We start from the raw sequence: 25284 nt of genomic DNA, 5'->3' as shown, positions 1-25284 counted from the left end.
TTTTGCCCCCCGGCGCACGAACTGGCGCAGGCGATGCGGCGCGCTTCGGAAGGGGACGCGCCGACCGCCCTGCCCTAGAAATCCAACCCCACCTTAAGGCCGATCATCCGAGGCGTGATCGGCGCGACATAGTAGATGTCGCCGCAATACTCGACGGCGCACTGGGTGTAACGGAAGGGATTGCCGCGCACGTCGAAGAGGTTGGTGACAAAGACCTCCGCGCGCCACACATCGTTCCGCAAGCCGGCGGACAGATCGACCGAGCCGTAGCCGTCGCTTTTGCCGATCGCCCGGTCGATCAGCCGCAGGTCTGACCATACGCTCGATTGGTAAACCGCGGCCGCCTGCACGTGGGCATCCAACTCCCCGACCGGGAAATCATAGCGCACGGTCATGTTGCCCTTGAACTTGGGCGTGACCGGCAGTTGGGTGCCCTCCGGCGCTTCCGGCGCGGCGCAGTCCGTCACCGGCTCGCCCTGCTCGTCCGTATAGCCGCAATAGTTCTCCGACAGCTTGGCATCGATGTATGCCGCGTTGGCGGTCAACGTCAGGCCGCGCACAATGGTCCAGCTGAGATCGCTCTCAACGCCTCGGATGCGCGCCCGCGCCGCGTTGCGGATTTCGGTGAGACCGTTGGGGCCGAGGATAGAAAACTGGAAATTTTTCCAATCCTGATGGAAGAAGGACGCGTTCCATCGCAGGCGGCGGTCAAACCAGGTGGTCTTCCAACCGAACTCGTAGTTGGTGAGATAGTCCTCGTTGTACGGATCGAGCCCGGTGCGCCGGTTGATGCCGCCCGGTCGGAAGCCTCGCGACCAGGTGACGTAGACCATACGCTCAGGGTCGATCTTCCAGGACAGATTGAGCCGGTGAGTGACGCCGTCGCCCTTGGCGCGCTTCGGGATCACATTGCCGTCCTCGTCCAGATCGCCGAGGTTGGTGCAGGGCGCATTATCGGTCGTGGGCGGCCCGAAGCACGCGGCCTCACCGGTCGTGCTGCTAAAGCCCGCGCCATAGCCGTTAAAGCCCACCAGCGTGTTGTTGTATTCAAAATAGCGCAGGCCGCCGGTTACGGTGAGTGCTGGCGTGATATCATAGGCCAGCTCGCCGAAGACCGCCTTGTCGCGGTCGATACGGTCCTGCTTGGTCAGCCAGATGGTGTCCGACCAGCCCGGCACTTCAATAGCCGTGCCGATGTTGTCGATCATGTATCGCTGTTCGATATCGTGCTTCTGGCGCTGGTAGAATAGGCCTGCCACCAGCCGCAGCCGGTGCTCGGCTGGCGAGGAAATCCGAAGCTCGTGGCTCTGCTTGGTGAAGCGGTCGCGGTTGCGGAAATATTGCGACGGATTGGTTGGATTACCGTTGTCGTCGACGAAGTACTCGCCGAACTCATAGCCGATGTTATGGTAATAAACATCGTAGGCGTAGGTGTAGTCGGCATAATCGCTGACGCCGTCGAGCTTGCGCTTCAGATAGGCGCCGGAATAAACCACGTCGAAATTGCCGATCTTGCCCTGGATGGAAAGGGCTGTCTGATACCAGCGATCGTTCTGGAACTCCGCGCGATAGCGGTTGATGTCCAGATCGCCCACCTCCGGATTGTAGCCGAAGGTACCATGGCTTTTCTGCTTCTGGCCCATGATGGTCGGCATGATGGTCCAGTTGTCATCCAGGTCGATCCCAAGCGCCAGGCGCCCGCCATAGGTGTCCACGTCGTTGAAGTCATCTTCGATGAGCGCTTCGTTGTCCGCCACCGCATCGGAGCTGGGATAATCCCGCACCACCCGCACGTTGTCGATGTAACCGCCATCGTGACGATACCAGCCGACGGCACGCACCGCGACCTTCTCCGACAACGGCGCGTTGATAAACCCTTCCAGCGTGCCACCCATGTCGCCGTGCGCCACGGTATTCAGTTCGGCATCGACCGCGCCTTCGAATTTCCCAGCGTCGGGCTTGTTGGTGATGATGCGGATGGTGCCCGCCTCGCTGCTGGCGCCATAAAGCGTGCCCTGCGGCCCGGCCAGCGCTTCGACGCGGGCGATGTCGTAAAGGTGGATATCCAGATTGCCCTGGACGGTGGTGATCGGCTGATCGTCCAGATAGGTGCCGACCGTCGGCAGCGAACCGGAGTGGTTGCCATCGCCCCCGCTGACGACGCCGCGCATGTGCACCAGACTATATCCCGGCCCCACATTCTGCGTCGCAACGCTGGGCAGGAACTTCACGTAGTCCTGAAACGCCTGGATCTGTAGCTCGCTGAGCTTCTCAGTCGAGATCGCCTGAATGCTCAGCGGCACGTCCTGCAAGTTCTGCGCGCGCTTCTGCGCCGTCACTACGATGTCAGTGAATTGCGGGGCGCTGTCCTCAGCCGATTGCGCGACAGCAACTTTCGAATATCCCAGGACCGATGTGGCCAGCAAAATGGATGTAAAAACCGGCCGGCTCGAATAGTCCATCATGCCTCTCCCCCAGAGGTCAAAAAACGGATTACCGCGGCGGATTACGCATAACTCCGCCCTACGCGTCGCAACCGATTTGCCCTCCCCTGCGAGGATGCGCTTCTGCCTTCAAACATCCGGCAGACCGCTTGTTGTACAAATGAATAATAAAGATTTTTGACTGTCAAGCGGCTTAGAGCTTCCAGCTTACGTTCCTTATGCCGATTGTGCTTTTTCCTGCACGCTTGCACGGACAGACTGAGGCAAAGCCGGCACCAGAGCCTCCTTCAACGGGTCAAGCCAGGCCTCGAAATGCCGCCAGTGATCCACGCCATCCTGGAAGATGGGCTGGCGCACCTGCTCGGAACTGGCCGTGCGGACCGCCCGGCGCGATTCATAAAAGCGCAGGCATGCCGGATCAAACGGCAGGCCGAGGAAGGCTAGCAACCGCCGAACCTCCGCCTCCGTATTCGCCACCATGTCCTCATATTGCACCCTGTGCACGTAGCCCGGCAGCACCGCATCGAAATGCGCCATCAGTTCCACGTATCGTGCGTAGTAGTCGCCAAGTTCTCTCAGATCATAGGAGAAGGTCTGCCCCCGCGCGAAATGCTGCTTGAAGTTGGAAAAACAGCACCCCATGGGATCGCGCCGGGCATCGATGATCTTCGCGTTCGGCAGGACAAGCCGGATCAGCCCCACGTGCAGGAAATTATTGGGCAGCTTGTCGATCATGAACGGCCGGTCGGTCTTGCGCTGCACCCGCGTACGCTCAAGGTACTCCTGCCCCAGCCCGGCCAGTTCCTCCGGGCTGAGCGTCGCCAGAATGTCGGGGTAAAGGGTCTCGTCGCTGCGGCTCTGCCGCCCGCCCAGCCGCCGCGCCATGGCAGGAAGATCGGGCAACTCCATGGTGCCCTCCACCAGCGGGTGGCTGGAGAGAATCTGCTCGATCAAGGTCGACCCTGCCCGCGGCATGCCGACGATGAAGATGGGATCGGGCGCAGGACAACCGCCCCCCTCCCGGCTGCGGAGAAAATCCGCGCTGAACAAAGCCTTGCAGCGCCGCACATGGCTGGCCACGTCTTCCGGGTCGTAATGCACCAGGGCCCGGCGCAGACGGTTACCCTCGGCGTAGTGGCGGAAAGACTCGGCAAAATGACCCGCGTCCTCCTCCGCCTTGCCCAGCGCGAAGTGCAGGTGAAAGCGATCTTCCTCCGAGATCTCCTGCGTCAAGGCCTGTCGCATGGTGGCGCAGTCCTCCGGAGTGAAGGATACCCGCTTGAGGTTGGCAAGGCTCCACCACGCTTCTCCAAGCGTCGGGGCCAGGGCCAAGCAGCGGCGGTACGCCGCGATGCTGTCCGCCTTCCGGCCCACCGTCTTCAGCACATGGCCTAAGCTCATCCATAACCGCGGCTGATGGGCGTGGGCTTTCAGCACCTCCTCATAGAGGGCAATGGCGGCTTCGTATTCGCCGATCTGCCCCAGCGCCGCCGCCTTGAGGTTGCGAAGCCCCACATCCTCCGGATTACGAGCCAGCAACTGCTCGATTTGCGCCAGCGCCTCGGCGGAGCGGTTCTGGCGGTTCAATACCAGCGCATAGTGGCGGCGGGCCTCGTGGAAGCCGGGTGCCAGTTCCAGCGCCCGGGCAAGCAACCTTTCCGCATCCTCATACCGACCAATGCGCGCCGCCACCTCCGCCAGCATGCGAATGGCCGCCACATCCGACGGCTGGCGCTTCAGCCGCTGGCGCAGCAACCGTTCGGCAATGGCGAGGCGATTGTCGAGAAGGGCGTCCGCCGCCTCGATGAGTTCGGGATCGGTGACGGAGGCGCGAATAGCCTCAGCATGGGCCCGATCCGCTTCCTGAGAGAGTCCTGCCAGCGACAACTCTGCCGCCAGCGCCCGCCATGCTGCCGCATGGCGGGAATTGCGGGCAACCGCGCGCCGCAGCGCAGCCAATGCTGCAGCGTGCTCGCCCAGCGAGGCCAGGGCCTGCCCTAATTCCAGGTGCACATCGCTACGGGCCTCCGGCTGCCGGGCCAACGGCTCCAGAAGGGCGCGGGCCTCAGCCGCTTTTCCTTGCCGGCGCAATGCAGCCGCCAGCAGCAGGATGCCATCGGCATGGCCAGGGTGGCCCGAAAGGATTTCCCGCGCGCGCCTCTCTGCCGCAACCGGGTCTTGCGATAGGAGGCGGCTCGTCTCCCGGACCACGCGGGCAAGATCCGTCGTCGTGTCCTGAGCCCTCACGCCTGCCCCCTTGTCGATTGCATGGTCCGCTTGGATTCAACTTCATCCTGCGGGTGAATTATACAATCGTCAAACAGTAATTGGGTGGGCGAGGCCAAAATGCTGGCTGATAGCCAATGCACAGGCACTCATAATTTCAGCAGGCAGGAGCCGCTCGCAACAGAGGCACGCCGTGACGAGCCTAGCCAGGTAGTCACGACATGCCGGTTTTAGGACCTGCATCGCAGCCGTAGTACCGCCGGGCCTGCTCCTCGGTCACGTAGCCGTCGCGCAGGTCTTGCGCCAGCTTGTCGCGACAGCGCTTGCGCGGGTCGCCGTAGCCTCCGCCGGTGCCCGTGACGAGCCGGAATACTTCTCCACGCACAGCCTTCAGACCAGTCACCATGGAGTAGGTCTCGACAGTGCCGTCCTTACGGTGAACCTCGGCACGGTTGCAGGAGCCCTCCTGGCCGCCCTCCAGACCCCAGGGGCGGGAGCGGGTGCGCGTTGCCGAATAGGTCAGGTATGCCTCGTCTGCAGTGACCCGGTAGTCGAGCACGACGCCCTTGCCGCCGCGGTATTCGCCCGCGCCGCCATCCTCCTGGTGCAGCGCATACTGGTCAATTTCAAAACCATAACGGCTTTCGGCAAGCTCGACCGGAATGTTGAAGGTCTCGCCATTGGCGCAACAGAACTGGCCACTGTCGCCATCGCGATCAATGCCAGCGCCCCAGCCGCCCACCAGCGGTTCGCCCATGACGAACAACTCCCCCGTCTCAGGCAGCTGCCCGGAGATGAAGGTGGCCCCGACGGTGCGCTGATGGCCGGCCGTCAACTTGTGCGGCATAACGGGGGCAAGCGCCTTCCACATCACCTCGATCGCGCCGAGCAGGGACTCATAATAGATCGAAACCGGCGCCGGGCTTCGCGCGGAAAGAATGGTGCCCGGCGGACAGATGACCTCAAGCGCCCGAAAGCAGCCGCCGTTGGCAGGAATTTCCGTGTTGGTGACCGCCTTGAACAGGCACCGCGCCCCGGTGATTAAACCGGCATAGCTGAGGTTGATCGGGCCGACCGCCTGGGGGCTGGTACCCGTAAAATCAGCAACCATCTTCTCGTCGGTAATGGTGATCTTCACCTTGATCGTAAACGGGCCGTTGCCGTGGCCGTCTTCTTCAACCACGTCCTCCGCCGTAAACACGCCCTTGGGCAGCTTCTTCAGCTCCTCCTGGGTCATGCGCTCGCCATAGCCAAGTAACGCCTCCATGGCGTCGAGCAGGCTCTCCAGGCCGTGTTTTTCGGCAAGCTCGATGATACGCCGGCTGCCGACGCGGCAGGCCGCAACGCCTGCATGCATGTCCCCGATCGTGCTGTCGGGCAGGCGGACATTGGCCCGGATCACCCCAACAAGCGCCTCGTTGAGGCGGCCCTCATCGTAGAGCTTGAGGAAGCGCAGGTGTAATCCTTCCTGAAAGATATCGGTCGATGCCGTCGTCGCGCTGCCCGGATAGGTTCCGCCCACCTCGGTCCAGTGCGCCTTGTTAACGGTCCAGGCGATGAGCCGGTCGCCCATGAAAACCGGCAGCAGGATGACCACGTCCGACAGATGGGTGCCTCCACCCTCATAGGGGGAGTTGGTTATGAAGATGTCGCCCGGCCGAGATCTTCTCGAGCGGCCAGTGTTCGAGCGTGCTCTGCACCGCCGTATCGAGGGTAGCCAGGAAGCCGGTAACGCCATTGCCCTGGGCCAGAAGATTACCGCGCGCATCCGTGGCGCCGACGGCGAAGTCCGTCGTCTCGTAGATGATCGGGCTCATCGAGGTGCGGATCATCGCGTTGAACATTTCATCCCCGAGCGCAACCAGGGCGTCCTTGATGATCTCTTGCGTAAATGGATCGCTCGCCATCGTCTGTGTCCTCTCAAGCCCCGAGGTGAACATGGTAGTTGCCGAACCGGTCCAGCTCGGCGCGCGTTCCCGGCGGCAACGGCAAGGTAACCGATGGTTCCTGAATGACGGCCGGGCCGAAGACGCTCATGCCCGGTTCCATGGCGAGGCCGTTGTAGATCGTGGCGTCGTGAATGCCGTGCTGATCGAAGTCGACCCGACGCATGCCGAGCACGGCATCGAGCACGGCCTTTCCGGTAACTTTCCGCTCGGCAAGCCGCGGCTTTTCGATCGGCACGGTTCCAATGACATGGAAGTTGACCAGCTGGACAGCATTGTCGAGCCGGTAGGTAAACCGCTTCTCATGGCTCACATGGAAGGCTTCGATCGCCTCCACGACCGGATCGGCCGTATCCAGCGCGAACGGTACGCTGACCGTGTGCTCCTGTCCAACATAGCGCAGATCCGCACGGAACTCGAAACTCGGCACGCCGCCCGCCTCTTCCGCCGCAAATTCCGTGATCGCCTGACGCACCATGGCGTCAAACACCTCTCGGATATCCGCCAGCCGCTCAGCCGTGAGCGGCGTCAGACGCGTGCGGATGTAATCGCGCCGCAGGTCGGTCAGCAACATACCCCAGGCCGAGAAGACCGACGAATTCACCGGAACGATGACCTTAGGGACCTTGAGCTCCTCGGCCAGCGCCACCGCGTGCATCGCCCCGCCACCGCCGAAGGCCATGAGCGCGAACTCACGGGGATCGTGTCCCTTGTTCGTCGAAACGAGCCTCAGAGCCGTCGTCATGTTGGCGTTGGCGATGCGGATCACGCCGCGGGCCAGCTCTTCCTGGCTGAGTCCCATCTGGCAGCAGAGCGGCTTGAAGGCTGCGCTGACCGCCTGCCAATCGGGCTCGATCTCGCCGCCCGCAAAACTGCTTGGGTCAATCCGGCCGAGCACCAGGTTGGCATCCGTGGTGGTTGGCCTGGTTCCGCCCCGGCCATAGGCCGCAGGACCAGGGCGCGCGCCCGCCGATTGCGGACCAACATGCAGCTTGCCGCCCGCATCGATCCAGGCGATGGAACCGCCGCCATTGCCGATCTCGACGATTTCGGAGACGGGCGTCTGCACCGGATAGCCAGGGTTGCGCCTGTCCCGCTCGATGTAATAATCGGTCGATACCCTGATCTGGCCGTTTTCGATCAACGTGCATTTGGCAGTTGTGCCACCGACATCCAGAACGATGAGGTTGGGCTCTCCGATTTCACGGCCGAGATAGGCGGCTGCGTAAATTCCGCTCGCGGGACCGGATTCGATCATCGTAATGGGGTTGGCTTTTGCCGCCGCCGCCGTGGCAATACCACCGTTCGACTGCATCATATAGGGCTGGCCGGGAAAGCCGCCGTCGGCAAGCTTGCGTTCAAGCGAGTCAATGTATTTGCGCGCGATGGGCGACACGTAGGCTGAAAGGACCGTGGTGTTGGTGCGCTCATACTCGCGCCATTCCCGGCTGATCTCGTGAGATGCCAGAACCGCCACTTCTGGCCACAGCGAGCGAATCGCCTGAGCAACGGCGCGCTCATTCTCCGGGTTGTGGTATGCGTGCAGGAAGCAGACGGCGATTGCCTCGACGCCCTCGGCGCGGAAAAACTCCAGCATCTCCGGCAAGGGCTTGAGGTCGACAGGCTTCGTCACAAGCCCCTTGAAGTTGGTGCGCTCCGAAAGCTCGGCACGCAGGTAACGGTCGACGAAGGGCCTGGGCTTGCGAAAGTTGAAATTGAACAGGTCCGGCCGGTTGCCACGGGCAATCTCCAGCACGTCGCGAAACCCTGCCGTGGTGATGAGCGCCGTGCGGACGCCTTTGCGTTCCGTCAGAGCATTGATGACCACAGTTGATCCATGCGCGAAGAAGGCGAGATCCGCAGGATCGAACTGCGCCTTTGCAATCGCAGCCATGACGCCCTCTTCGAAATCAGGGGGCGTCGTATCCGCCTTGACCGCTCGAACGGTCCCGGCTCCTCCCGGTCCTTGCGCCACTTCGTAATAGACAAGATCGGTGAACGTGCCGCCAACATCGCTGGCGGCCCTGAGCTTGTGAGCCATGTTCAGTCTTCCGGTTAGAATCTGGCGGCTGGAGAATGGGATCAGAAGCTGTAACGCAGGTCGATGCGCCAGATGCGCGGCGCAGCGGCATGCGCGAAGCCTGGGATCACGAACTCCGAATTGTACTTCTTATCGAAGAGGTTCTCGGCCGAGACGGTTATTGACCAAGTCCGATCGATATTTTCGAGGCCGAGCCTGGCATCAACCAGATCGACAGCAGATCGGGGCGTGCTGTTTTCCGGATCCCAGTACTGCTTGCCGAGACGGCGATAATCAAGACGGCTGAACAAACCAAGGGGCCCGTAAATCGGCGTGCGGTACTGCACGCCGGCATTGATCGTGATCTTCGGCGCATAGGGCGCATCGTTGCCCTTCGCCGCAGGGTTGGCTCCGTACTGCTTGATCTCGCTGTCCGTGAACCCGACACTGGCATAGGCGTCCAGACCTTCGGCAAGGTTGGCGGTCAGCTCCAGCTCGGCGCCGAACAGGTGCACCTTATCGATCGGCACGAGCACCTGTGCGCCCACCGCGCTCAGAAACACAAAGTACTGCTGGTTCTCAACGTTGGTGCGGAACAGGGCACCGTTCAGCCGCACACGCCGGTCCGCAAATTCGGTTTTGAAGCCGATCTCGCCGGTGGTCGTGTTCTCTTGCGGGACCAGATCGAACACCCCGGACACGCCGCCCGCCGCAGCCAGGGCCGCCGTTCCGTTCTGGTTGAACTGGCCGCTGCGGAAACCAACGCCGTAGGAGCCGTAAATATTCACCGTGTCGGTCGGCTTGTAGGAAAGAGTGACCTTAGGCTGCCACTTCTCGAACGTCGCCTGGTTTTCGGCTCCGGGCGCGCCGCTCGTGTTGAGCGGGGAGACGTGCTGATGCCGCGTCTCCCGGTCATAGCGCAGCGCCGCGCTCGCCTCGAGGCCCGGCAGAATATCGTAGGCGATGTTGGCAAAACCCGCGATGTCCTCGTTATCATTGTCGTCGGCCAGGAAGGTCGCCGTCGGATTGGCCGCTGCATCGAAGGCAGGCGTGCGGATGACCCGACGGATGCCATCGCCCGTGTCCACGCCCGTGGTGGTCGAGATGAACCGGTCGATCGAAATATAGTAGAAGCCTGCCATCCAGCGGAACCGCTGGTCTGATGGCGAGGTCAGGCGCAACTCCTGACTCCAGCTTTCAACGTCGGTGTACTGGGTTTGCGTTCCGTCCAACGAAGCTGAATAGGGAGCGGCATCTCCGGCCGTATATTCCTTCAGCCGGACATACCCGGTGACCGAGGTGAGCGTGGCGAAATCCAGGTCCAGCTCAGCTTTCAGCGAAAGTTCGTCGATATCGCGATCATCCTGCCCGCGATTGTTCGAGTAGAAGGTGCGTTCCACCTTGTCGGCATCGCCCGGAATTGTGAAGTCCATGCCGGAAAGCGTCCCGTCGGGGTTGAGAACGGCCTGCTGGAAACGGAAGTCGAGCGCTCCGCCCCGCGTGCGCGAACGGGAGCCATTGAGTGCGAAGGTCAGGTCATCAGAGGGCATCCACTTCAGAAGGCCCCGAACGGTGAAGTCCTTGTAGGGGTCCTGCTTCTTGCCGATAACCGGGTTATCGAAGTAGCCATCCCGATCGAGATAGCGGGCCCCGACGCGGAACTGCAGCCGGTCCTCGATGATGGGACCGCTGGCCGAGCCTTCAATCATCCGTTCGTCGCCAGTTGCGTAGCCGGCGCGCACGTGGCCTTCAAAATCGTTCGTCGGCTGGCGGGTGGTAATGATGATCGCGCCGCCGGTCGCATTCCGGCCATAGAGCGCGCCCTGCGGGCCGCGAGCCACCTCGATCGACTGAACGTCGAAGAGTTCCTGGGTGAACTGGCGCGAATTGCTTTGAAGCACTCCGTCAACCACAACCGCGACAGGAGATTCGCTGTTGCGGACCTGGGTGATGCCGCGAATGGAAATGGCGTTTAGCCCTGCGCTTTCCGACTGGGCAATGGTCACGTTCGGAATCAGGCCGATGAAGTCGCCCACCTGGTCGATCTTGGCATCGGCGATCTGCGCTTCGCCGAAGGCATTCACTGCGATCGGCACATCGACAAGCCGCTCCTCGCGCTGGCGTGCCGTGACGATGATTTCGTCTGCCTGCCCAGCCGCCAGCGAAGACCTTCCGCCCTCCTGCGCGAATGCCGAGGTGGATAACAGCGCCATCGCAACCAGCGACGCGCCATGGAAGCAGATGGTCTTTATGGTCTTGCGTGACATTCCTGACCCCCCGTCAGTGATTTTGTCCAAATATTGGGGCCAGATCGGCTTGTGCGCGAGCGGAATAGATCTCGCACCAGATACCCAAGGAGGTAGCCCTCGCCGCTGGCGCCGGAGCTACCTACCCACCTGGGTAGACCTAAGGCGCCGCATCCACCAGCTGTCGGCGGATCGCGGTTAAAACCGCCGCACTGCGCGAGTTGGCCCCAAGCTTCTGGTAAATGCGCTTCAGGTGGAACTTCACGGTGTTTTCGGAGAGGTCCAGATTGGCGCCGATCAGCTTGTTTGAATATCCAAGGCAAAGCTGACGAAGAACCTCCCGTTCCCGCCCGCTCAATTCGTTCGGGTCCGCTTCGGTCGTGGCCTTCAGCTCGTGGAGGAGGCTGCTGATATATGCCCCCTGCCGCTCCTCCAACTGATCGGCATATTCAGCCGCCGCATACTGGAGAAGGGGCGCTACGGGAACCGCGAGATCCAGGGCAAGCCTCATCGCCCCAGGCTCCATCAGCTGGTCAAGCCCACGGCAGAGATTCTCGATCATTTTGGCTCCCTCGCCGCGCTGCTTGAAGACCGCGGCCAGGATGAGCGCCACGCGCCCGCCATCGAGCTTGCGACCCGCAGTCGCGCATTCTTCCTCGATCGGGCGCAGGATACGCAGGGCATCGGCTGAGCGGCCGCCGGCGAGATGCCATTGCCCCAGCGCCATTCCCAACGCCGTGCGCTGCCGCCATCGATAAGGCCCCACCATGGTTTTGAGCCGGTGTTCGAGCTCCGCGGCACGGACGTAGGCATTGGCGGCGCTCGGGTCTAACGCGAGCAGCAACTCAAGCCGCCATGCCGCTGCCATGTCGATCAAACAACCGAGGCCGCGCGCATGGCCGGTTGCCTCGGCGCGTTCCACCATCTTGAGGGCCGCTGGAATGCCGCGGTCCGCTCGTTCGAGCATGACGGCCGTGCCATAGGCGCTGGCCAGCACATCCATCCAGCTGTCATGCGCCTCAACCGCAGGAAGGGCTGAGGTAATGCGCGTCAGCGCCTCGTCGGTTTCATTGCCGAGGAAAAGAATCTGGGCCAGCAGGCAACTGCCAATCGCCTTGAGCGCGCTATCCTGTCCGTAGTGCGCCTCCGCAATCACCAGCGCCTGGCGCAGCAACGCCTCCGCCTCGCGCAGGAGCCCGCGGTAAAACCAGCTCTGCGCCAGATGGAACATGCAGTAGGTGTTGCCCAGTACCGAACCCGCGACTTCCATTTCGCGCATTCCAGCGCGGCTTTCATGTTCGGTGCGCTGAAAATCACCCATCGCCAGCGCGCTGACGGCCAGCGCCGCCAGAAGCGTTGCTCGGCCAAGGTGATCGTCACGATCCAGCGCCTCGATATGGCTGGTCAGGGTCTCCGTCCACCCCGGCATATCCAGATCATCCGCATAGGCCCGCAGAAGTGTCTCGACGATAATCTGATCGCGCCTGGTGGATTCTTCCTTGTCTCCAACGATCGCCGCCTGCTCGATCCAGCGGGTGGCAGCGTCGACATTGCCGAGCTTGATCTGAAGATAACCTTGAGCAAGCAGCAGCACCGAAGAGGAGCGAATGGCATCCTCGCTGAAATTTTTCAGAAGATTCCGAACAAATCCGATACCGCGGCTCAGGATCAGCTCCCACCCGCCGGCAGCGCGGACAAACCCGATGGCCTGCCGGGTATCGCCGTTCTGCAAGGCGTGGTGAACCGCTTCCAGGAGATTGCCCTCCGCATTTAGCCTGAGCGCCGCACGGTGGTGCAGACCAGCGACCTGGTCAGCGCCACGCAGAAGCAGCCGTTGCCGGAGGAAGTCCGCAAAGAGATGATGATAACGAAACCACCGGCGGCCAGAATCAAGCGCCAGCAACAGGGCATCGAAATGCGCCAACCGCTCCAGCATCAGCTCGCTGTCGTCCCTGTCGCGCACCGCATTGGCAAGGCTGGCGTCAAACCGCTCCAGAATGGAGGTGTCGACCAGAAAGTCCTGCAGATCCTGGCTAAGATCGCTCAAAACCTGCTCCACCAGATATCGGGTGATCTCAACGGTCCGGCCGGAGAAGTCATGCAACGCCTGGCGCCGCCGGTCATCCTTGTCGAGCCACAGGCTGGCGAGCTGGAGAGTTACGGCCCAGCCCTCGGTTCGGCGGTGGAGAACCTCCGCCTCCTCCCGCGAAAGCCGCCCCCGGAAGAAGCGAAAGGTATCTTCGAACGACATGACCAGATCATGTGCATCAAAGGTACTGACGAGGCCACGCGTCTCCAGTTCGGCGAGGGCCAGATTGGGCCGATCGCGGCCGCTCACCACCATATGCATCCGCGCCCCGCCGTTGCGGATAATCATGTTCATGATCGCGTCAACAGGATCTGAACGGACGCGGTGATAGTCATCCAGAATGATGACGACCCTGTTTTCGCCGCGATGGAGCAGGTCGAGCAACTGATAGATTGTCGCCTTGGCATCCGCCTGGGAGAGATCGCGCCGCGCAAGCTCATCGAGCATGCCGAGGTCAACCCCAGCCTCGGTCAGGGCAAGAATGAGGTGGGCGACAAAGCTTGTAATCTCTGCGTCGCGTTCATCGAGCGTCAGCCACGCAACACAGGTTCCGCCCGCCGCCCGAAGCCGATGCCACCATTGTGTTAGCAGCGTGGACTTACCAAAGCCCGGCGGCGCCAGCATGATCGTCAGCGGACAGGACAACGCTTCGTCAAGGCGCGCCAGCAGAGCCGGCCTGTCCATGAGGAACAGACGCTGCTGCGGCGGCCGCAGCTTGCCGACCAAAACGCGCGATCCTTGACCAGAGGTCAAGTCAAGGCCTTCACCCATGGTAATCCCACACCCCCATTGGACAATGAGGGGCAGAGCCCGCCAAATTGTCAAGTGCCGGTTCAACCGCAGAGTGCAAGCCGCCTTCCCGTCGACAGGGGCCAACGACGGCTTCAGCCCAAAGAAATGGTTAAAACTCAAGGACGGGATAACATTCGCGGCGCCCGTACCTCTCCCTTCCTGCGCCTGCCAGGCATCCGCATACACCAGGAGGTTCCACCCTAACGGGTAGGACCGCAAAAGCGCCCGCAGTCCCGCCACCCGCACAGGCAGGATCATCGAAGCCGAAATGACTTTGACCACGCATCACGATCGGTGAGCATTACCGGACCACAAGACGCTCTCGCGCCACATACCCGACGATGCGTACATTGAGTTGAGGACAGTTGCTTTCAGGACGGCAGGGAGCCGAAGCCAAGCAGGAGACTGTCATGAGCAATGCGTCGCTTGCCCTCACCGGGGTTATCTTCCCGATGCAGCGGGGCCCTTTTCAAAACAACGGAGCCAGTCCCTGGTACACGGAAACATCCTTGGGAACGCCACCCCAAAGGCTTAAATTCGCCATGGACACCGGCACCAACATAGTGTGGTCCACTTCTTCTCTCTGCTCGCCAACCAGCTGCCAGCACTATAGCGGCGGCCGGTTTATCTGGGAGAAATCGAGCAGCTACAGATTTGTGGACTGCATCCAGGTTCCGTTCAGCTTCGGCCCTTGGGGTACGATGCAGGTGGAGACCGGCAGTGACGTGATGGCTATCCCAGGGCAAACTTCTCTGCCGCTTACCTTCTATCTTTCAGCCGATTATTCCGGTTCCCAGTTCGCGCAGATCGATTGGGACGGCGGCATCGGTATCCCATCCGGCAGTCCCTATGCCCAGGGCGGCACGACGTTCATCGTCGAAGCGCTCATGAACAATGGCATGATCTCGCCGCTCTACCCTTATGTCTCTTTTAACTGGAATCGGGCCAGTAGCACTGGCAGCTGCCAGATCGGCGGATTTGACAGCTCACAGTACATTCCCTCGGAAGGCATTTACATGCCCTGGACGCCGTACACGGCGTTTGAGGGTGTTGAATATATTTGGTCCACGCCTCTGGACAGCTATGCCGTCGGCGGCAAGGTTATCGCGCAGAATGTGCAGTTCTGCCTCGACTCCGGCTCGTCTCAGTTCAAAGGCGACAACGACATCATGAATCAGACGCTGCAGCTCATTCAGCAGCTTGGCCAGCCAGATGTCACGCTCGGCATTGGCGGCGGCCAGATTGTCGTGCCACCCGCATTGTATAATATCACGATCCAGGCAGGACCGGACCAAGGCAAGACGATTCCGCAATTCAAGCCACTCGGACTGACCAATCTGGTGCTGGTTGGCTCCATCCTCATGGAATATTGCTACACAATCTTCACCTACCGCGTCGTACAATGCTCGCCCGGCGTCTACTCCCTGGCACCAGTTGGGATGTACGCCTTCAACAAGGTGAACGGCCCGAAAATCATCACGCAGCCGTCAGCCATACCAGAGCTTGGCCCGCGCGAAGTCACGCCGGGTCGAGGCATGCCCAAATAGCCCCGCCACGCTGGAAATAGCTGATTCCTAGCGCAATCAACCTATGGGATGGAGCTTACAATGACACTTGCCGGCACATGGGTAAATGAATACGGCTCGAAAATGCAGCTCGCGCAGCTGAATACGAACCTGGTGATTGGGACCTATTCATCAACAACAGGATCGACCGGCACCTATGCGGTCATCGGCTACCAAACCTCAGCCGAGCCGACCACCAATGCCGGGCAGGCCGTGGCGCTCGCCATTGAGTGGCACTCGATTACGGGCGGGCAAGGCGATAACAGTTGGCACTGGGTATCTGGCCTGAGCGGGCAGATCAGCATTGAAAATAATGCCGAAAGCCTTGTGCTTGCCCATGCAATGGTCGCCTCAACCGACTTTCCCGGTTTGGCAACGGCCGGAACTTATATTGACAAACTTATCTATACGCGCGTTTCAGATGAACGCAGCCCGGCAACCGTCACAGTGCAGGAAGATGCCTCTCTGGCAGATCCCATGGTCGGCAGTTGGTCGGCAAACGACGGCACGGGCCTGCTCATCACCAATGTTACGCCTTACACCAATGGGGAGTTTGGCTGGGTTCGGGGCAAGGCGATCATCGGCGGCGTCGTCTGCGAAATTCAAGGCGTGACCGATATCAATGCCGCATCCAATGGCCTGACCCTGCAGTCCGTCGCAATTACGGCCTTGATGGGCACCAGCGGCCCAGCAGTTGCCTTCGGCGGCACTCTCAACCTGCAGACCGGGGTCTTGACTCTTCTGGATTTGCAATCCCAGCCAACAGCAGCCAATGCCACCTACGTTCAAACTCAGGTTTCGTCGAAAACCTTCACAAGAAATTGATAATCACTGGTCACTGCCAGCTTTGCAGCTGGAGCAATATAAGCGCCCTTTTCGGGGCGCTTTTTTTCATGATCGCGTAGCACCATGGCATCAGTATCGATCAGGCTTGGGGCGCCTGCCCGCACCACTTTTGCAGCGGCAAATCAATTAATTCTCTCAAATAAATTGTGATAATTATGCCACACATCAAGCTGGCATGACCCCGATTTTCCGCCCATACGGTTGGCATAGCGAAATTAAACGGTTACACGCTGTCCCTGTTTTCAAGGGGCCGCAGCATTGGCCTCTTTCGTCCGGTGCAGTCTTTCTGCTTTGCCGTCGCTTCGCGATGGCGCCGGTTCCGCAGGGCGCTTTTTGCGCCTGCCCAACAATCCACTCCTTCACTTAAAGGGGGAAACATGACCGGTTTTTTCTCGAGCGCGTCCGCGCTCACTGTTGCTATTTGTCTTTCAGCGCCAGCATTCTCCCAAAGCGTGCCAGCCGCGGAAAATGGCCTGGCAGACCTGGTCGTCACCGCCACCAAAACCAAACAAAACATGCAGGACGTCCCTCTCGCCATTATGGCGATGGGCGACAAGGCCCTGCAGCAGATGCATATTCAGAATTTCGATGATTATGTGAGCAACCTGGCCAATGTTCGTTCAGGTGGACGCGGCCCGGGGCAGAATGAAATCTATATTCGCGGCCTCACTACCGATGGCGCGGCCGTCTATCTGGCTGGCGCCAATGGATCCTTCCCCAATGTGGCGCTTTATCTCGATGAGCAGCCGGTTACCATTCCCGGCCGTAATCTGGACGTTTACATCACCGACATGGAGCGGATTGAGGTGCTGCCTGGGCCGCAAGGCACGCTATTTGGCGACAGCTCGCAGGCCGGGACCGTTCGTTTGATCACCAACAAGCCGCAGCTGGGGAAATTCGACGCGAGCCTCACCGGCACGGTTTCTTTTACCAAGCATGGCGAGATGTCAAACTCGCTCGAAGGCTTCGTGAACGTTCCTGTCACTGATCGTCTGGCCGTCCGCGCTACCTTCTATAACGACAATCGCGGCGGCTACATTGATAATGTTCGAGGCATTTTTACGCCGGATCGCGACATCATCAATGCCAATGCCGGCGCCGAAGTCCTGCCCGAGGGTACAACATTTGAAAGCGCGGATAATGCAGCCTTAGTGCAGGACAACTTCAACGACGCTGTCTACCAGGGCGCGCGCTTTTCCGCCAAATACGAGATCGATAGCGACTGGTCGGTTTTGGTGCAGCACATGCGCCAGAAGCTCGATGCCGATGGCGTGTTCGACTACGATCCGACCGTGGGCGATCTTGAGGTAAACCGCTTTTTCCCCGACTACCTGGATGATGAGTTCAGTCAAACATCGGCAACGATCGAGGGGCGCCTGGGCGCGCTTGATATTATCTATACCGGCTCTTACCTCGATCGCGAAGTCGAGCAATCGGTTGATTACACCGGTTACAACAACTCGGGCGCATACATCGCCTTCTACACTTGCCGTTATGATGGCGTGCGTACCTGCCTAACCCCGGTTAAAGGCTTCCAAGGCGTACAGACCAACAAGCGTTTCACCAATGAGCTGCGCGTCAGCTCGCCGCAGGAAGAGCGTTTCCGCTTCACCGCCGGCGCCTATTACGATTGGCTGAAAATCGAAACGCAGGATAACTTCCTGTATATGGCAACCACCGATCTGGGCTTTGTCAGTCGGCCACCACTGCCGGACGCGCGGAGCATTAACGACGACGTTCGTGAAACGCCCATTACTTTCTTCAACGACATCACGCGCAAGAACGAGCAAATTGCCCTTTTTGGCGAAGCGACGTTTGACATTGTTCCGGACCTCGTCGCAATTACCGGCGGGCTTCGCTATTACGACCTGAAGCTGGACTTCTACGGATCGTCCAACTTCGGCACGCAGGACCCGGACGTTCTGGGCGGCAACAACTTCGACGTTACCTTTGGCGAGAACGGCGGCCCCCGCCATCAACGCGACGTAATCCCGAAGATCACACTGACGGTGACACCCAATCGCGACCTGCTGTTCTACGGCACATACTCGGAAGGTTATCGCCCTGGCGGCTTCAACCGCGCAGGCGGCACACAGGCACGCGCGAGCGGCGCTTTCCCGGACTTTGTGATCCCGGTTTTTTACAAGTCAGATAATGTCAATAACTGGGAGCTTGGCTTCAAGACGACCTTGTTTGATAATCGGCTACGCTTCAATGGCGCGTTCTACTATATCGAATGGAACAACATTCAGGTATCGCGCTTCGATCCGGCAAATATCAGCATCCTGACCTTCATCGACAACGCCGCCAATGGCGAGATCAAGGGATTCGAGGGTGATTTCGAGTTTGCTGCAACGCCTGAGCTGATAATCTCGGGTGCGCTGTCCTATAACGACGCAAAGCTCACCGACACCAGCTCCAACGTCATCACGCTGGCCCCCGTGGGCAGCCAATTGCCACTGACGCCGAAGTTCCAGGCCAACTTGCGGGCGCGCTATACCCGCGCACTCTCCAATGATGTGGATGGCTTTATCCAGATGGGCGGACGATATGCCAGCACGTCCCACAGTTCCCTGGTAGCGGAGGAGCGCCGCAAGCAGGACAGCTATGCCATTTTCGACGCCTCCCTAGGCGCCACCTACCAGAGCTGGCAGGCAGAGTTGTACGTTCAAAACCTGACGGATGAGCGCGCGGAACTCTTCTACAACACCCAGGATGATATTCCGCGTATCACCACCAATCGGCCGCAGACAATCGGTCTGCGCGTATCCTACCGCTATTGATGCGGCCTGCGCGGGGCGGGCTGCCTGCCCGCTCCGCCCTCTCATCGCCGGAGCGACAATGAACACCGCCGATAGTCTGGACCAAGCAAAAGCCGCCCTGCAACAGGGACAGCTTGGCACTGCACGCGATCTGCTCGAACGCCTGATCGCCAAGGCTCCGGACAACAAGGACGCGTTCTATCTCCTTGCTGTCACCCAGCGTTACATGCAACAGCCTGACGCTGCATTAGCAACGCTCGAGCGGCTATCTATGCTTCGCCCTGGCTATGGCCATGATTGGCAGGAACGCGGGCATTGCTTCCTTGCCAAGGGGGAGGTTCTCGCCGCCATCAATGCGTTTGGGCGCGCCGTTCAGGCCAATCCAGCCCTGCTGGCAAGTTGGCGTGCGCTGAGAGAACTGGGCGCGTCAATGAATGACTCCGCCCTCATTCGCGAAGCGGACGAGGAAATCGCGGCACTATCGGCCATGGCGCCGCCTCTTCGGGCCATTGCCGTTATGATTCATGATGGTGAACTCGATCAGGCAGAGAAGCTCTGTCGCAATATTCTCCAGCGTGACAAGCGCAATGTGGAGGCCATGCGCCTGCTCGCGCGCATTGGGTTGCATATGCGCGTTCTGGACGATGCCGACTATTTGCTCGAAAGTGCGCTCGTTTTTGACCCTAGCCATTTCGGTGCCCGGCTCGACCATGTACGCGTCCTGCTGCAACGGCAGAAATTCGCCAGCGCGCTTGAGGCTGCGGAGATCGCCTGTGCCGCCCGGCCGGAGAGCGGCGCGGCGCGGTCGCTGCGCGCGGATGCGCTGGCGGCTGTCGGCCGCAACGAGGATGCGATTGCAGTCTATGACCAACTGATCGCCGAGCATCGCAGTGCCCCTGCTAATGCGCTGATGCGGGGCCATGCCCAAAAAACCATTGGTCAGCAAGGCGCAGCTATCGAGTCCTATCGTCTCGCGAGCCAATTGCGCCCCGATCTGGGGGATGCATGGTGGAGCCTGGCCAATCTCAAAACCTACCATTTCACTGATGATGAGATTGAGACGATGCAGGCCATGCTGGCCTCTCCCGAGACCGCGCCGCCTGATCGCTACCGGCTGGCCTTTGCGCTCGGCAAGGCATTTGAAGGCCGCAAGGACCACGAAGCCGCATTTACCCATTACCAGATTGGCAATGCGGGCAAGCGTGCCGAGCTGGATTATGAGGCCGAGGGCATGCAGCGCGCCTTCGACCTGCAAAAATCACTGCTCACGGCCGACTTCTTTGCCGAGCGCCAGGATCATGGCGCTTCCTCCCCTGACCCAATTTTCATCGTCGGCCTTCCGCGTGCCGGATCGACCCTGATCGAGCAGATATTGGCATCGCACAGCCAGATAGACGGTACGCTGGAGCTGCCCAATATCATGGCCTTCGCGCAGGAACTGGGCGGCACCCGCAAAAACGGGAAGGGCCCACGCTATCCCGACGTTCTGGCCGACCTTGATGCTCGGCAAACACGGGAGCTCGGCAAGCGTTTCCTGCGTGAGACGCAGGTTTTCCGGCAGGGTGCGCCATTTTTCACTGACAAGATGCCCAACAACTTCCGGCACATTGGCCTGATCCAACTGATCCTGCCCAATGCGAAAATCATCGATGCGCGGCGCGACCCACTTGATTGCTGCTTCTCCTGCTATCGCCAGCTCTTTGCCGAAGGGCAAAACTTCTCTTATGACCTCAGCGACATCGGCGCCTATTACCGTGGCTATGTCGATCTGATGGCGCACTGGGACAAGGTGCTGCCCGGCAAGATCTTGCGCGTGCAGCATGAGGAGCTGATCGCGGACACCGAGGCGCAGGTGCGCCGGATGCTCGACTTTCTGAGACTTGAGTTTGAGCCCGCCTGCCTTGACTTTCACCGCAACAAGCGTGCAGTGCGGACTGCGAGCTCGGAGCAGGTTCGCCGTCCGATCAACCGTGATGGCGTGGGCCAGTGGCGCCCTTACAAGCAGTGGCTCGAACCGCTCTTTGAGGCGCTCGGCCCCGAACTGGCTTCCTCATAGATAACCAAAAGGCGCGCCGGCCTGGCCATAGGCCAGGCCGGCAGCACAGATCAATGCACAACCGCGCCGCGCCCATGCCGTTCCTGCACCCGCGTAATCCACTGGTCAACGCGCCGTTCCACGACCGAGAGCGGCATCGGGCCATCGGTCAGCAGCAGATCATGAAACTCGCGGATATCGAAATTCTGTCCAAGCGCCTCTTCAGCACGCTTACGAAGCTCGACGATTTTGACCTCGCCCACCTTATAGGCCAGCGCCTGAGCCGGCCAGGCGATATAGCGCTGCGTCTCGCCTGTAACAGCGCGCTCCGGCAGAGCCGTGTTCTCGCGCAGACATGAGGCCGCCTGCTCGGCGCTCCACCCTTTCCAATGGATGCCGACATCCATTACCAGTCGGCAGGCGCGCCACATCTCGAAGGAGAGCTGGCCGAACCGCTCATAGGGCGTGTCGTAGAGCCCCATCTCCCCCCGAGACGCTCGGCATACAGAGCCCAGCCCTCGACAAACGCCGTGATATCATCGCGGCGGCGAAATTCAGGCAAATCCAGCCGCTCCTGGCCGAGTGCAATCTGCAGGTGGTGGCCGGGAACACCCTCGTGGATCATCCAGGCTGGCAGGCTGAACAGCGGATTCTTATAGGATTGCCGGCTAATCACGACAGCGCCCGAGATGCCCGCAGCGGGATCGCCCAGATTATAACCACCGGAGGATGCTTCCATCTCTGGCGGCTTTACGCGAATGCCCCAAGGCAGGCGCGGCAGAGTTCCGAACCACTGAGGCAGCAGATAATCGATACGCTTGCCGATCGCGCTCGCTTTCTCGATATAAGTCTCAAGATCCTTCACATAGAATTGCGGCGAGGAGCGAAGGAAGGCGGGAAGGTCCCCCTTGAAGCCCGTCTCCCGCATCGCCTCGTTCATTTCTGCCCGGATGCGCGCAATCTCTGACTGGCCCAAGGCAAATACCTCGTCCGGCGTCATCTCCGTCGTGGTTGAGCGACGGACCGCAAACGCGTAATAGGCGCGGCCATTGGGCAGGCTGGAAGCGCCGAGCTTTGGGCGGGCATGCGGCAGATATTCCGTCTCAAAGAAGGTGACCAATGCCTGCTGTGCCGGCTTGATGCTCTTCTCCACGACAGCTCGCGCCTCGGCCACGAGCGCTTCACGCCGATCCGCGAGTATTGTTGCAGGCATTGCCGAGAACGGCTTGAGCAGAGGGCTTGCCTCAACAGGCTGTTCTGCCGCGATCCGTAAGATCTGCAGCGCAGCTTCTGCCGTGGGGCGCGGCTGGGTGAAACCGGTTTCAATACCCCGCCGCATATTGGCGATGTTGGCCTCATAATAGGCCGGCAATGCTCGCAGGCGCGCGATCCAGCCTCGAGCATCCGCTTCGCTGCGGATTACCGTGGTCTGGGCGGCATAGTTGGCGGTATTGAAAAACCCATCACCGTTGTTAAACGGAATACGGTCTTCGTCGAAGCGCGCTTCCTCAATGAGAATACCGAGCCGCCAGTCGAGCAACTCGCGGGTAAGAGCCTCTTCGGCATCCAGCGTGTCCGCCGGCAGCGCAGCGAGACGATCACGAAGAGCCGCGTAGGCGCCTGCCCGCTTGGCGGCCGCGCTCGGGCTGACATCGGGCCAAGCGGCGCCATTGCTGGCACTGGCCTCAGCGGCAAGCCCCTCATAATCCGCAACGATGGCGCTGAGGCGCGCGGATGGCTGCTGCGCCATTGCGGGCGTGGCGAAATGAAATGCGACTCCCGTCACGAGAGCAAGACAGAGGCTCCTGCCCCCCCACATCGAAGCTTGGCCCATCAGCGACATCTCCCCCGTCGTTGCCACGCTTAAAGCGCGTTTTGTAATTACGGCTATTACTTTCGTATAATATATTCTATTTTGGAGCAAGCCACATTGGGCTCAAAGGGGGTAAGAGATATGCATAGGCGTGATTTTCTAATGGCTTCAGCGGCAGGCATCGTCTTCGCCTCATCACAGGCGGGACGTGCCAAGGCAATGCCACCGACCCAGCCGATCGCGGCTGATACCCTGGTCGGCATGGTACGCATCGCCAGCTTTTCCGCCGATGGACAAGACTGGGCGGTGTGGGAAGATCTGCGCTCGGGCGATGGCGAGCTGCTACTTCTTGACGCCCAAGGACAGGGCATTCGTCTTGCCAAGCGGACAGAGCCGACCTACGCGACGGCAAACCCGCCCTATCTCGGCCTGTCGCTGCGCGAGATTGCCCGCGCCGATGCCGATCTACTCGCGCAGAAGCTGCTTGAAGGAGGCGGCGACCCCGACGAGGAGCAGGTGCGGCGCGCGGCACCGCCGCTGGCATCCGATTTCAACCCACGGGAGTTGGGCTCGCGAATGGCCTGGACCACCTTCGTCGGCACGATCCAGGCTGGCGACACCATGCCGATCTTTCCCAATGGGCGCGACCGCTGCTTCCGCCCCGAGCATGTCTTTCCCGAGCTGAGCGGTGACGAGATCGCAAAGCGGCGCGAGGAAGGTTTGCTGGGCGGCTGGTATCCTGCGGTGCACAAGGTTATCCCGCTCGATAAGGATCGCTGGTACGACCTCCTGGTGTTTGCCGACGTCAACGCCAATGATCCACTCGTCGTTCAGACCTGGCACCGCACGATCCTGGTCGAGCATGGCAGGGCAGCGAAGATCGCCTACGGCCACAGCTACACGCCCTATCCGCCCCGGCGCCAACCACCTGAGCCGGCCCAATTCTACACGGCGCTCCTGTCGTTCCTTGCCACCTGGCGCGGCGCAATTGCCGATATGGCACCAGTCGAGCTTCCGCGCGCGGACTGGGCCGATATGGCCCGGCATGCCTTCGTCAAGGAACTGATGGTCCGGCCGGGCGGCACTTATCCCAAGTATGGCGCTGTCGACCGAGATTACTTCGGGCCTGAGTACGACGGATTCCAGGACACTTTCACCAGCTCTCTCTATGCCAATTTGGAGTGGGGAAGGTTCGAGCAGGCGAAGGCCGTACTCGACAATTACTTCACGCAGTTCGTCTTCGATGACGGCATGATTAATATGCGAGGGCCCGAAACGGCACAGTTCGGCCTGACGCTCAGTCTGCTTGCGCGCTACCTCACCTACACTGGCGATGTCGCCACGCTCCGCAAGTATCGCGGCAAGATCGCCGCAACGGCGCAGGTTCTGGCGGAACTCCACGATCAGAGCCTTGCGCTTCCCCCGCAGGATCGCGGCCATGGCCTGATCCATGGCTGGAGCGAGTCCGACGCCTGCCTGCATCCAGATCCCAGCCTCTGGTGGAAGCCCTATTACAACAACAGCGCCTTTGCGGTGCGTGGCTGGCGGGATATTGCAAAGGTCTGGACGAGCATTGATCCAGGCGGCCAGGCGCTGGCGAAAAGCTGGGAAAGCCGCGCCGAAAAACTCCAGCAGGCACTAATCAAAAGCATGCGCGCCAATGTTCGACGCGATTTGTCGCCCGCCTATATCAGCCCCCTGCCCGGCGCACAGGGGACATTTCGCGAGGCGCTGGCGACGCACCAGCGCAATGAGCAAGGCTGGTCACATCGCGTTTATTGCGAACTGCTTCAGGCCGATGTGCTGCCCGAGGATCTTGCCCGGCTGACAGTTGATTGCGTTCGCGGTCATGGCGGCACCGTCCTTGGCGTCGTTGCCAACTTTTCCGCTCCCAATGACACGTATCGCAACCTACTCGGCTTTATTACCTATGGTTACGCGCAGGAACTGCTGCGGCAGGATAGGATCGAGGAATATCTCCTGTTCCTCTATTCGCACCGCCACCACGCCCATACGCCGGGCGGCTGGGTTGCCGCCGAGGTCGCAGGAATCGATGGCGGCCTGCCGCTCTTCTGCATCCCGGCGCAACTCACCATCCCTCTGCTGCTGCGCTGGATGCTGGTCTTCGAGCGCGCCGACAGCAACACCTTGCATCTGGGACGCGCCATTCCGCGCGACTGGATCATGTCGGGACAAAAAATCGCGATCAGCGATGCGCCCACCCGTTGGGGCCGTGTGAGCTATGCGCTGTCACATGATCTTTCCAACAAGCGCATCACCATTGAGGGGCAACTGCCGGAGAACGGCCCGGAAAGCGTCGAGATGCGCGTGCGCCTGGCGCGCGGCCTTCGCCTGCGCCAGCTCACCTCCAAAATCCCGTCTGGCACTGCGCGCATTGCCTCGGATGACACAATTGTCATCAGCGGCACGCCGCAGGGCAGCTTTTCCCTGAGTGTCGCCTACGGATAAGGAAGCAAGTGATTCCAAGGGGGCCTGAGGC

12 protein-coding genes and 1 pseudogene are annotated in these 25284 nt (G+C 60.7%); 5 read left to right on the top strand and 8 right to left on the bottom strand.

From position 1 onward, the window contains the following. Nucleotides 1-74 precede the first annotated feature (74 nt). From L0C21_RS15090 to L0C21_RS15060, 7 genes are all read right to left on the bottom strand, one after another. Nucleotides 75-2465 carry a TonB-dependent receptor gene (locus tag L0C21_RS15090; RefSeq protein ID WP_259279260.1) on the bottom strand — a complete coding sequence of 797 codons (2391 nt, stop codon included), beginning with the start codon at nt 2463-2465 and terminating at the stop codon, nt 75-77. Nucleotides 2466-2660: 195 nt separating this feature from the next. Continuing rightward, nucleotides 2661-4691: a tetratricopeptide repeat-containing sulfotransferase family protein gene (locus tag L0C21_RS15085; protein ID WP_259279259.1), complete on the bottom strand. Its 2031-nt coding sequence runs from the start codon at nt 4689-4691 to the stop codon at nt 2661-2663. A 193-nt stretch (nt 4692-4884) separates the two neighbouring features. Further along, the gene (locus L0C21_RS15080; RefSeq protein WP_259279258.1) at nt 4885-6408 is read right to left on the bottom strand and encodes a hydantoinase B/oxoprolinase family protein; all 1524 of its coding nucleotides are present in this window, start codon (nt 6406-6408) and stop codon (nt 4885-4887) included. Next, a complete protein-coding gene (locus L0C21_RS15075; protein WP_259279257.1) occupies nt 6293-6577 on the bottom strand; it encodes a hydantoinase B/oxoprolinase family protein in 285 nt (94 codons plus the stop codon). Before L0C21_RS15075 ends, L0C21_RS15080 begins: the two co-directional genes overlap by 116 nt. A gap of 13 nt (nt 6578-6590) precedes the next feature. Then, complete coding sequence (locus L0C21_RS15070) at nt 6591-8657, bottom strand: hydantoinase/oxoprolinase family protein (RefSeq protein WP_259279256.1); 2067 nt, start codon at nt 8655-8657, stop codon at nt 6591-6593. 41 nt (nt 8658-8698) lie between these two features. Continuing rightward, nucleotides 8699-10903 (bottom strand): TonB-dependent receptor, encoded by a 2205-nt coding sequence (locus L0C21_RS15065; RefSeq protein ID WP_259279255.1) that lies wholly within the window; start codon nt 10901-10903, stop codon nt 8699-8701. Nucleotides 10904-11042: 139 nt separating this feature from the next. Beyond that, nucleotides 11043-13697 (bottom strand): winged helix-turn-helix domain-containing protein, encoded by a 2655-nt coding sequence (locus L0C21_RS15060; protein WP_259279254.1) that lies wholly within the window; start codon nt 13695-13697, stop codon nt 11043-11045. A gap of 476 nt (nt 13698-14173) precedes the next feature. Here L0C21_RS15060 and L0C21_RS15055 point away from each other — a divergent pair, with 476 nt between their 5' ends. From L0C21_RS15055 to L0C21_RS15040, 4 genes are all read left to right on the top strand, one after another. Continuing rightward, entirely contained in the window at nt 14174-15310 is a 1137-nt protein-coding gene (locus L0C21_RS15055; RefSeq protein ID WP_259279253.1) for a pepsin-like aspartic protease, read from the top strand. 60 nt (nt 15311-15370) lie between these two features. Beyond that, entirely contained in the window at nt 15371-16153 is a 783-nt protein-coding gene (locus L0C21_RS15050; protein ID WP_259279252.1) for an avidin/streptavidin family protein, read from the top strand. 398 nt (nt 16154-16551) lie between these two features. After that, nucleotides 16552-18957 carry a TonB-dependent receptor gene (locus tag L0C21_RS15045; protein ID WP_259279251.1) on the top strand — a complete coding sequence of 802 codons (2406 nt, stop codon included), beginning with the start codon at nt 16552-16554 and terminating at the stop codon, nt 18955-18957. A 58-nt stretch (nt 18958-19015) separates the two neighbouring features. Next, nucleotides 19016-20992, top strand: coding sequence for a tetratricopeptide repeat-containing sulfotransferase family protein (locus L0C21_RS15040; protein WP_259279250.1), 1977 nt, complete (start codon nt 19016-19018; stop codon nt 20990-20992). 50 nt (nt 20993-21042) lie between these two features. On the opposite strand, the pseudogene L0C21_RS15035 reads toward L0C21_RS15040, so the two are convergent. Beyond that, nucleotides 21043-22721, bottom strand: a pseudogene (locus tag L0C21_RS15035) (DUF885 domain-containing protein). Between the two features lie 204 nt (nt 22722-22925). Here L0C21_RS15035 and L0C21_RS15030 point away from each other — a divergent pair. Continuing rightward, the gene (locus tag L0C21_RS15030) at nt 22926-25253 is read left to right on the top strand and encodes a hypothetical protein (protein ID WP_259279249.1); all 2328 of its coding nucleotides are present in this window, start codon (nt 22926-22928) and stop codon (nt 25251-25253) included. Nucleotides 25254-25284 lie beyond the last annotated feature (31 nt).

The organism is Pedomonas mirosovicensis, assembly GCF_022569295.1.
Lineage (GTDB): Bacteria > Pseudomonadota > Alphaproteobacteria > Sphingomonadales > Sphingomonadaceae > Pedomonas > Pedomonas mirosovicensis.
This window is presented reverse-complemented; position numbering and strand designations above follow the sequence as displayed.

Excerpts from the sequence above, each read along its gene's own strand:
- L0C21_RS15090 (WP_259279260.1), bottom strand. The coding sequence starts at position 2,465 with ATGATGGACTATTCGAGCCGGCCGGTTTTTACATCCATTTTGCTGGCC.
- L0C21_RS15080 (WP_259279258.1), bottom strand. The coding sequence starts at position 6,408 with ATGGCGTTACCGGCTTCCTGGCTACCCTCGATACGGCGGTGCAGAGCA.
- L0C21_RS15075 (WP_259279257.1), bottom strand. The coding sequence starts at position 6,577 with ATGGCGAGCGATCCATTTACGCAAGAGATCATCAAGGACGCCCTGGTT.
- L0C21_RS15070 (WP_259279256.1), bottom strand. The coding sequence starts at position 8,657 with ATGGCTCACAAGCTCAGGGCCGCCAGCGATGTTGGCGGCACGTTCACC.
- L0C21_RS15065 (WP_259279255.1), bottom strand. The coding sequence starts at position 10,903 with ATGTCACGCAAGACCATAAAGACCATCTGCTTCCATGGCGCGTCGCTG.
- L0C21_RS15055 (WP_259279253.1), top strand. The coding sequence starts at position 14,174 with ATGAGCAATGCGTCGCTTGCCCTCACCGGGGTTATCTTCCCGATGCAG.
- L0C21_RS15050 (WP_259279252.1), top strand. The coding sequence starts at position 15,371 with ATGACACTTGCCGGCACATGGGTAAATGAATACGGCTCGAAAATGCAG.
- L0C21_RS15045 (WP_259279251.1), top strand. The coding sequence starts at position 16,552 with ATGACCGGTTTTTTCTCGAGCGCGTCCGCGCTCACTGTTGCTATTTGT.
- L0C21_RS15040 (WP_259279250.1), top strand. The coding sequence starts at position 19,016 with ATGAACACCGCCGATAGTCTGGACCAAGCAAAAGCCGCCCTGCAACAG.
- L0C21_RS15030 (WP_259279249.1), top strand. The coding sequence starts at position 22,926 with ATGCATAGGCGTGATTTTCTAATGGCTTCAGCGGCAGGCATCGTCTTC.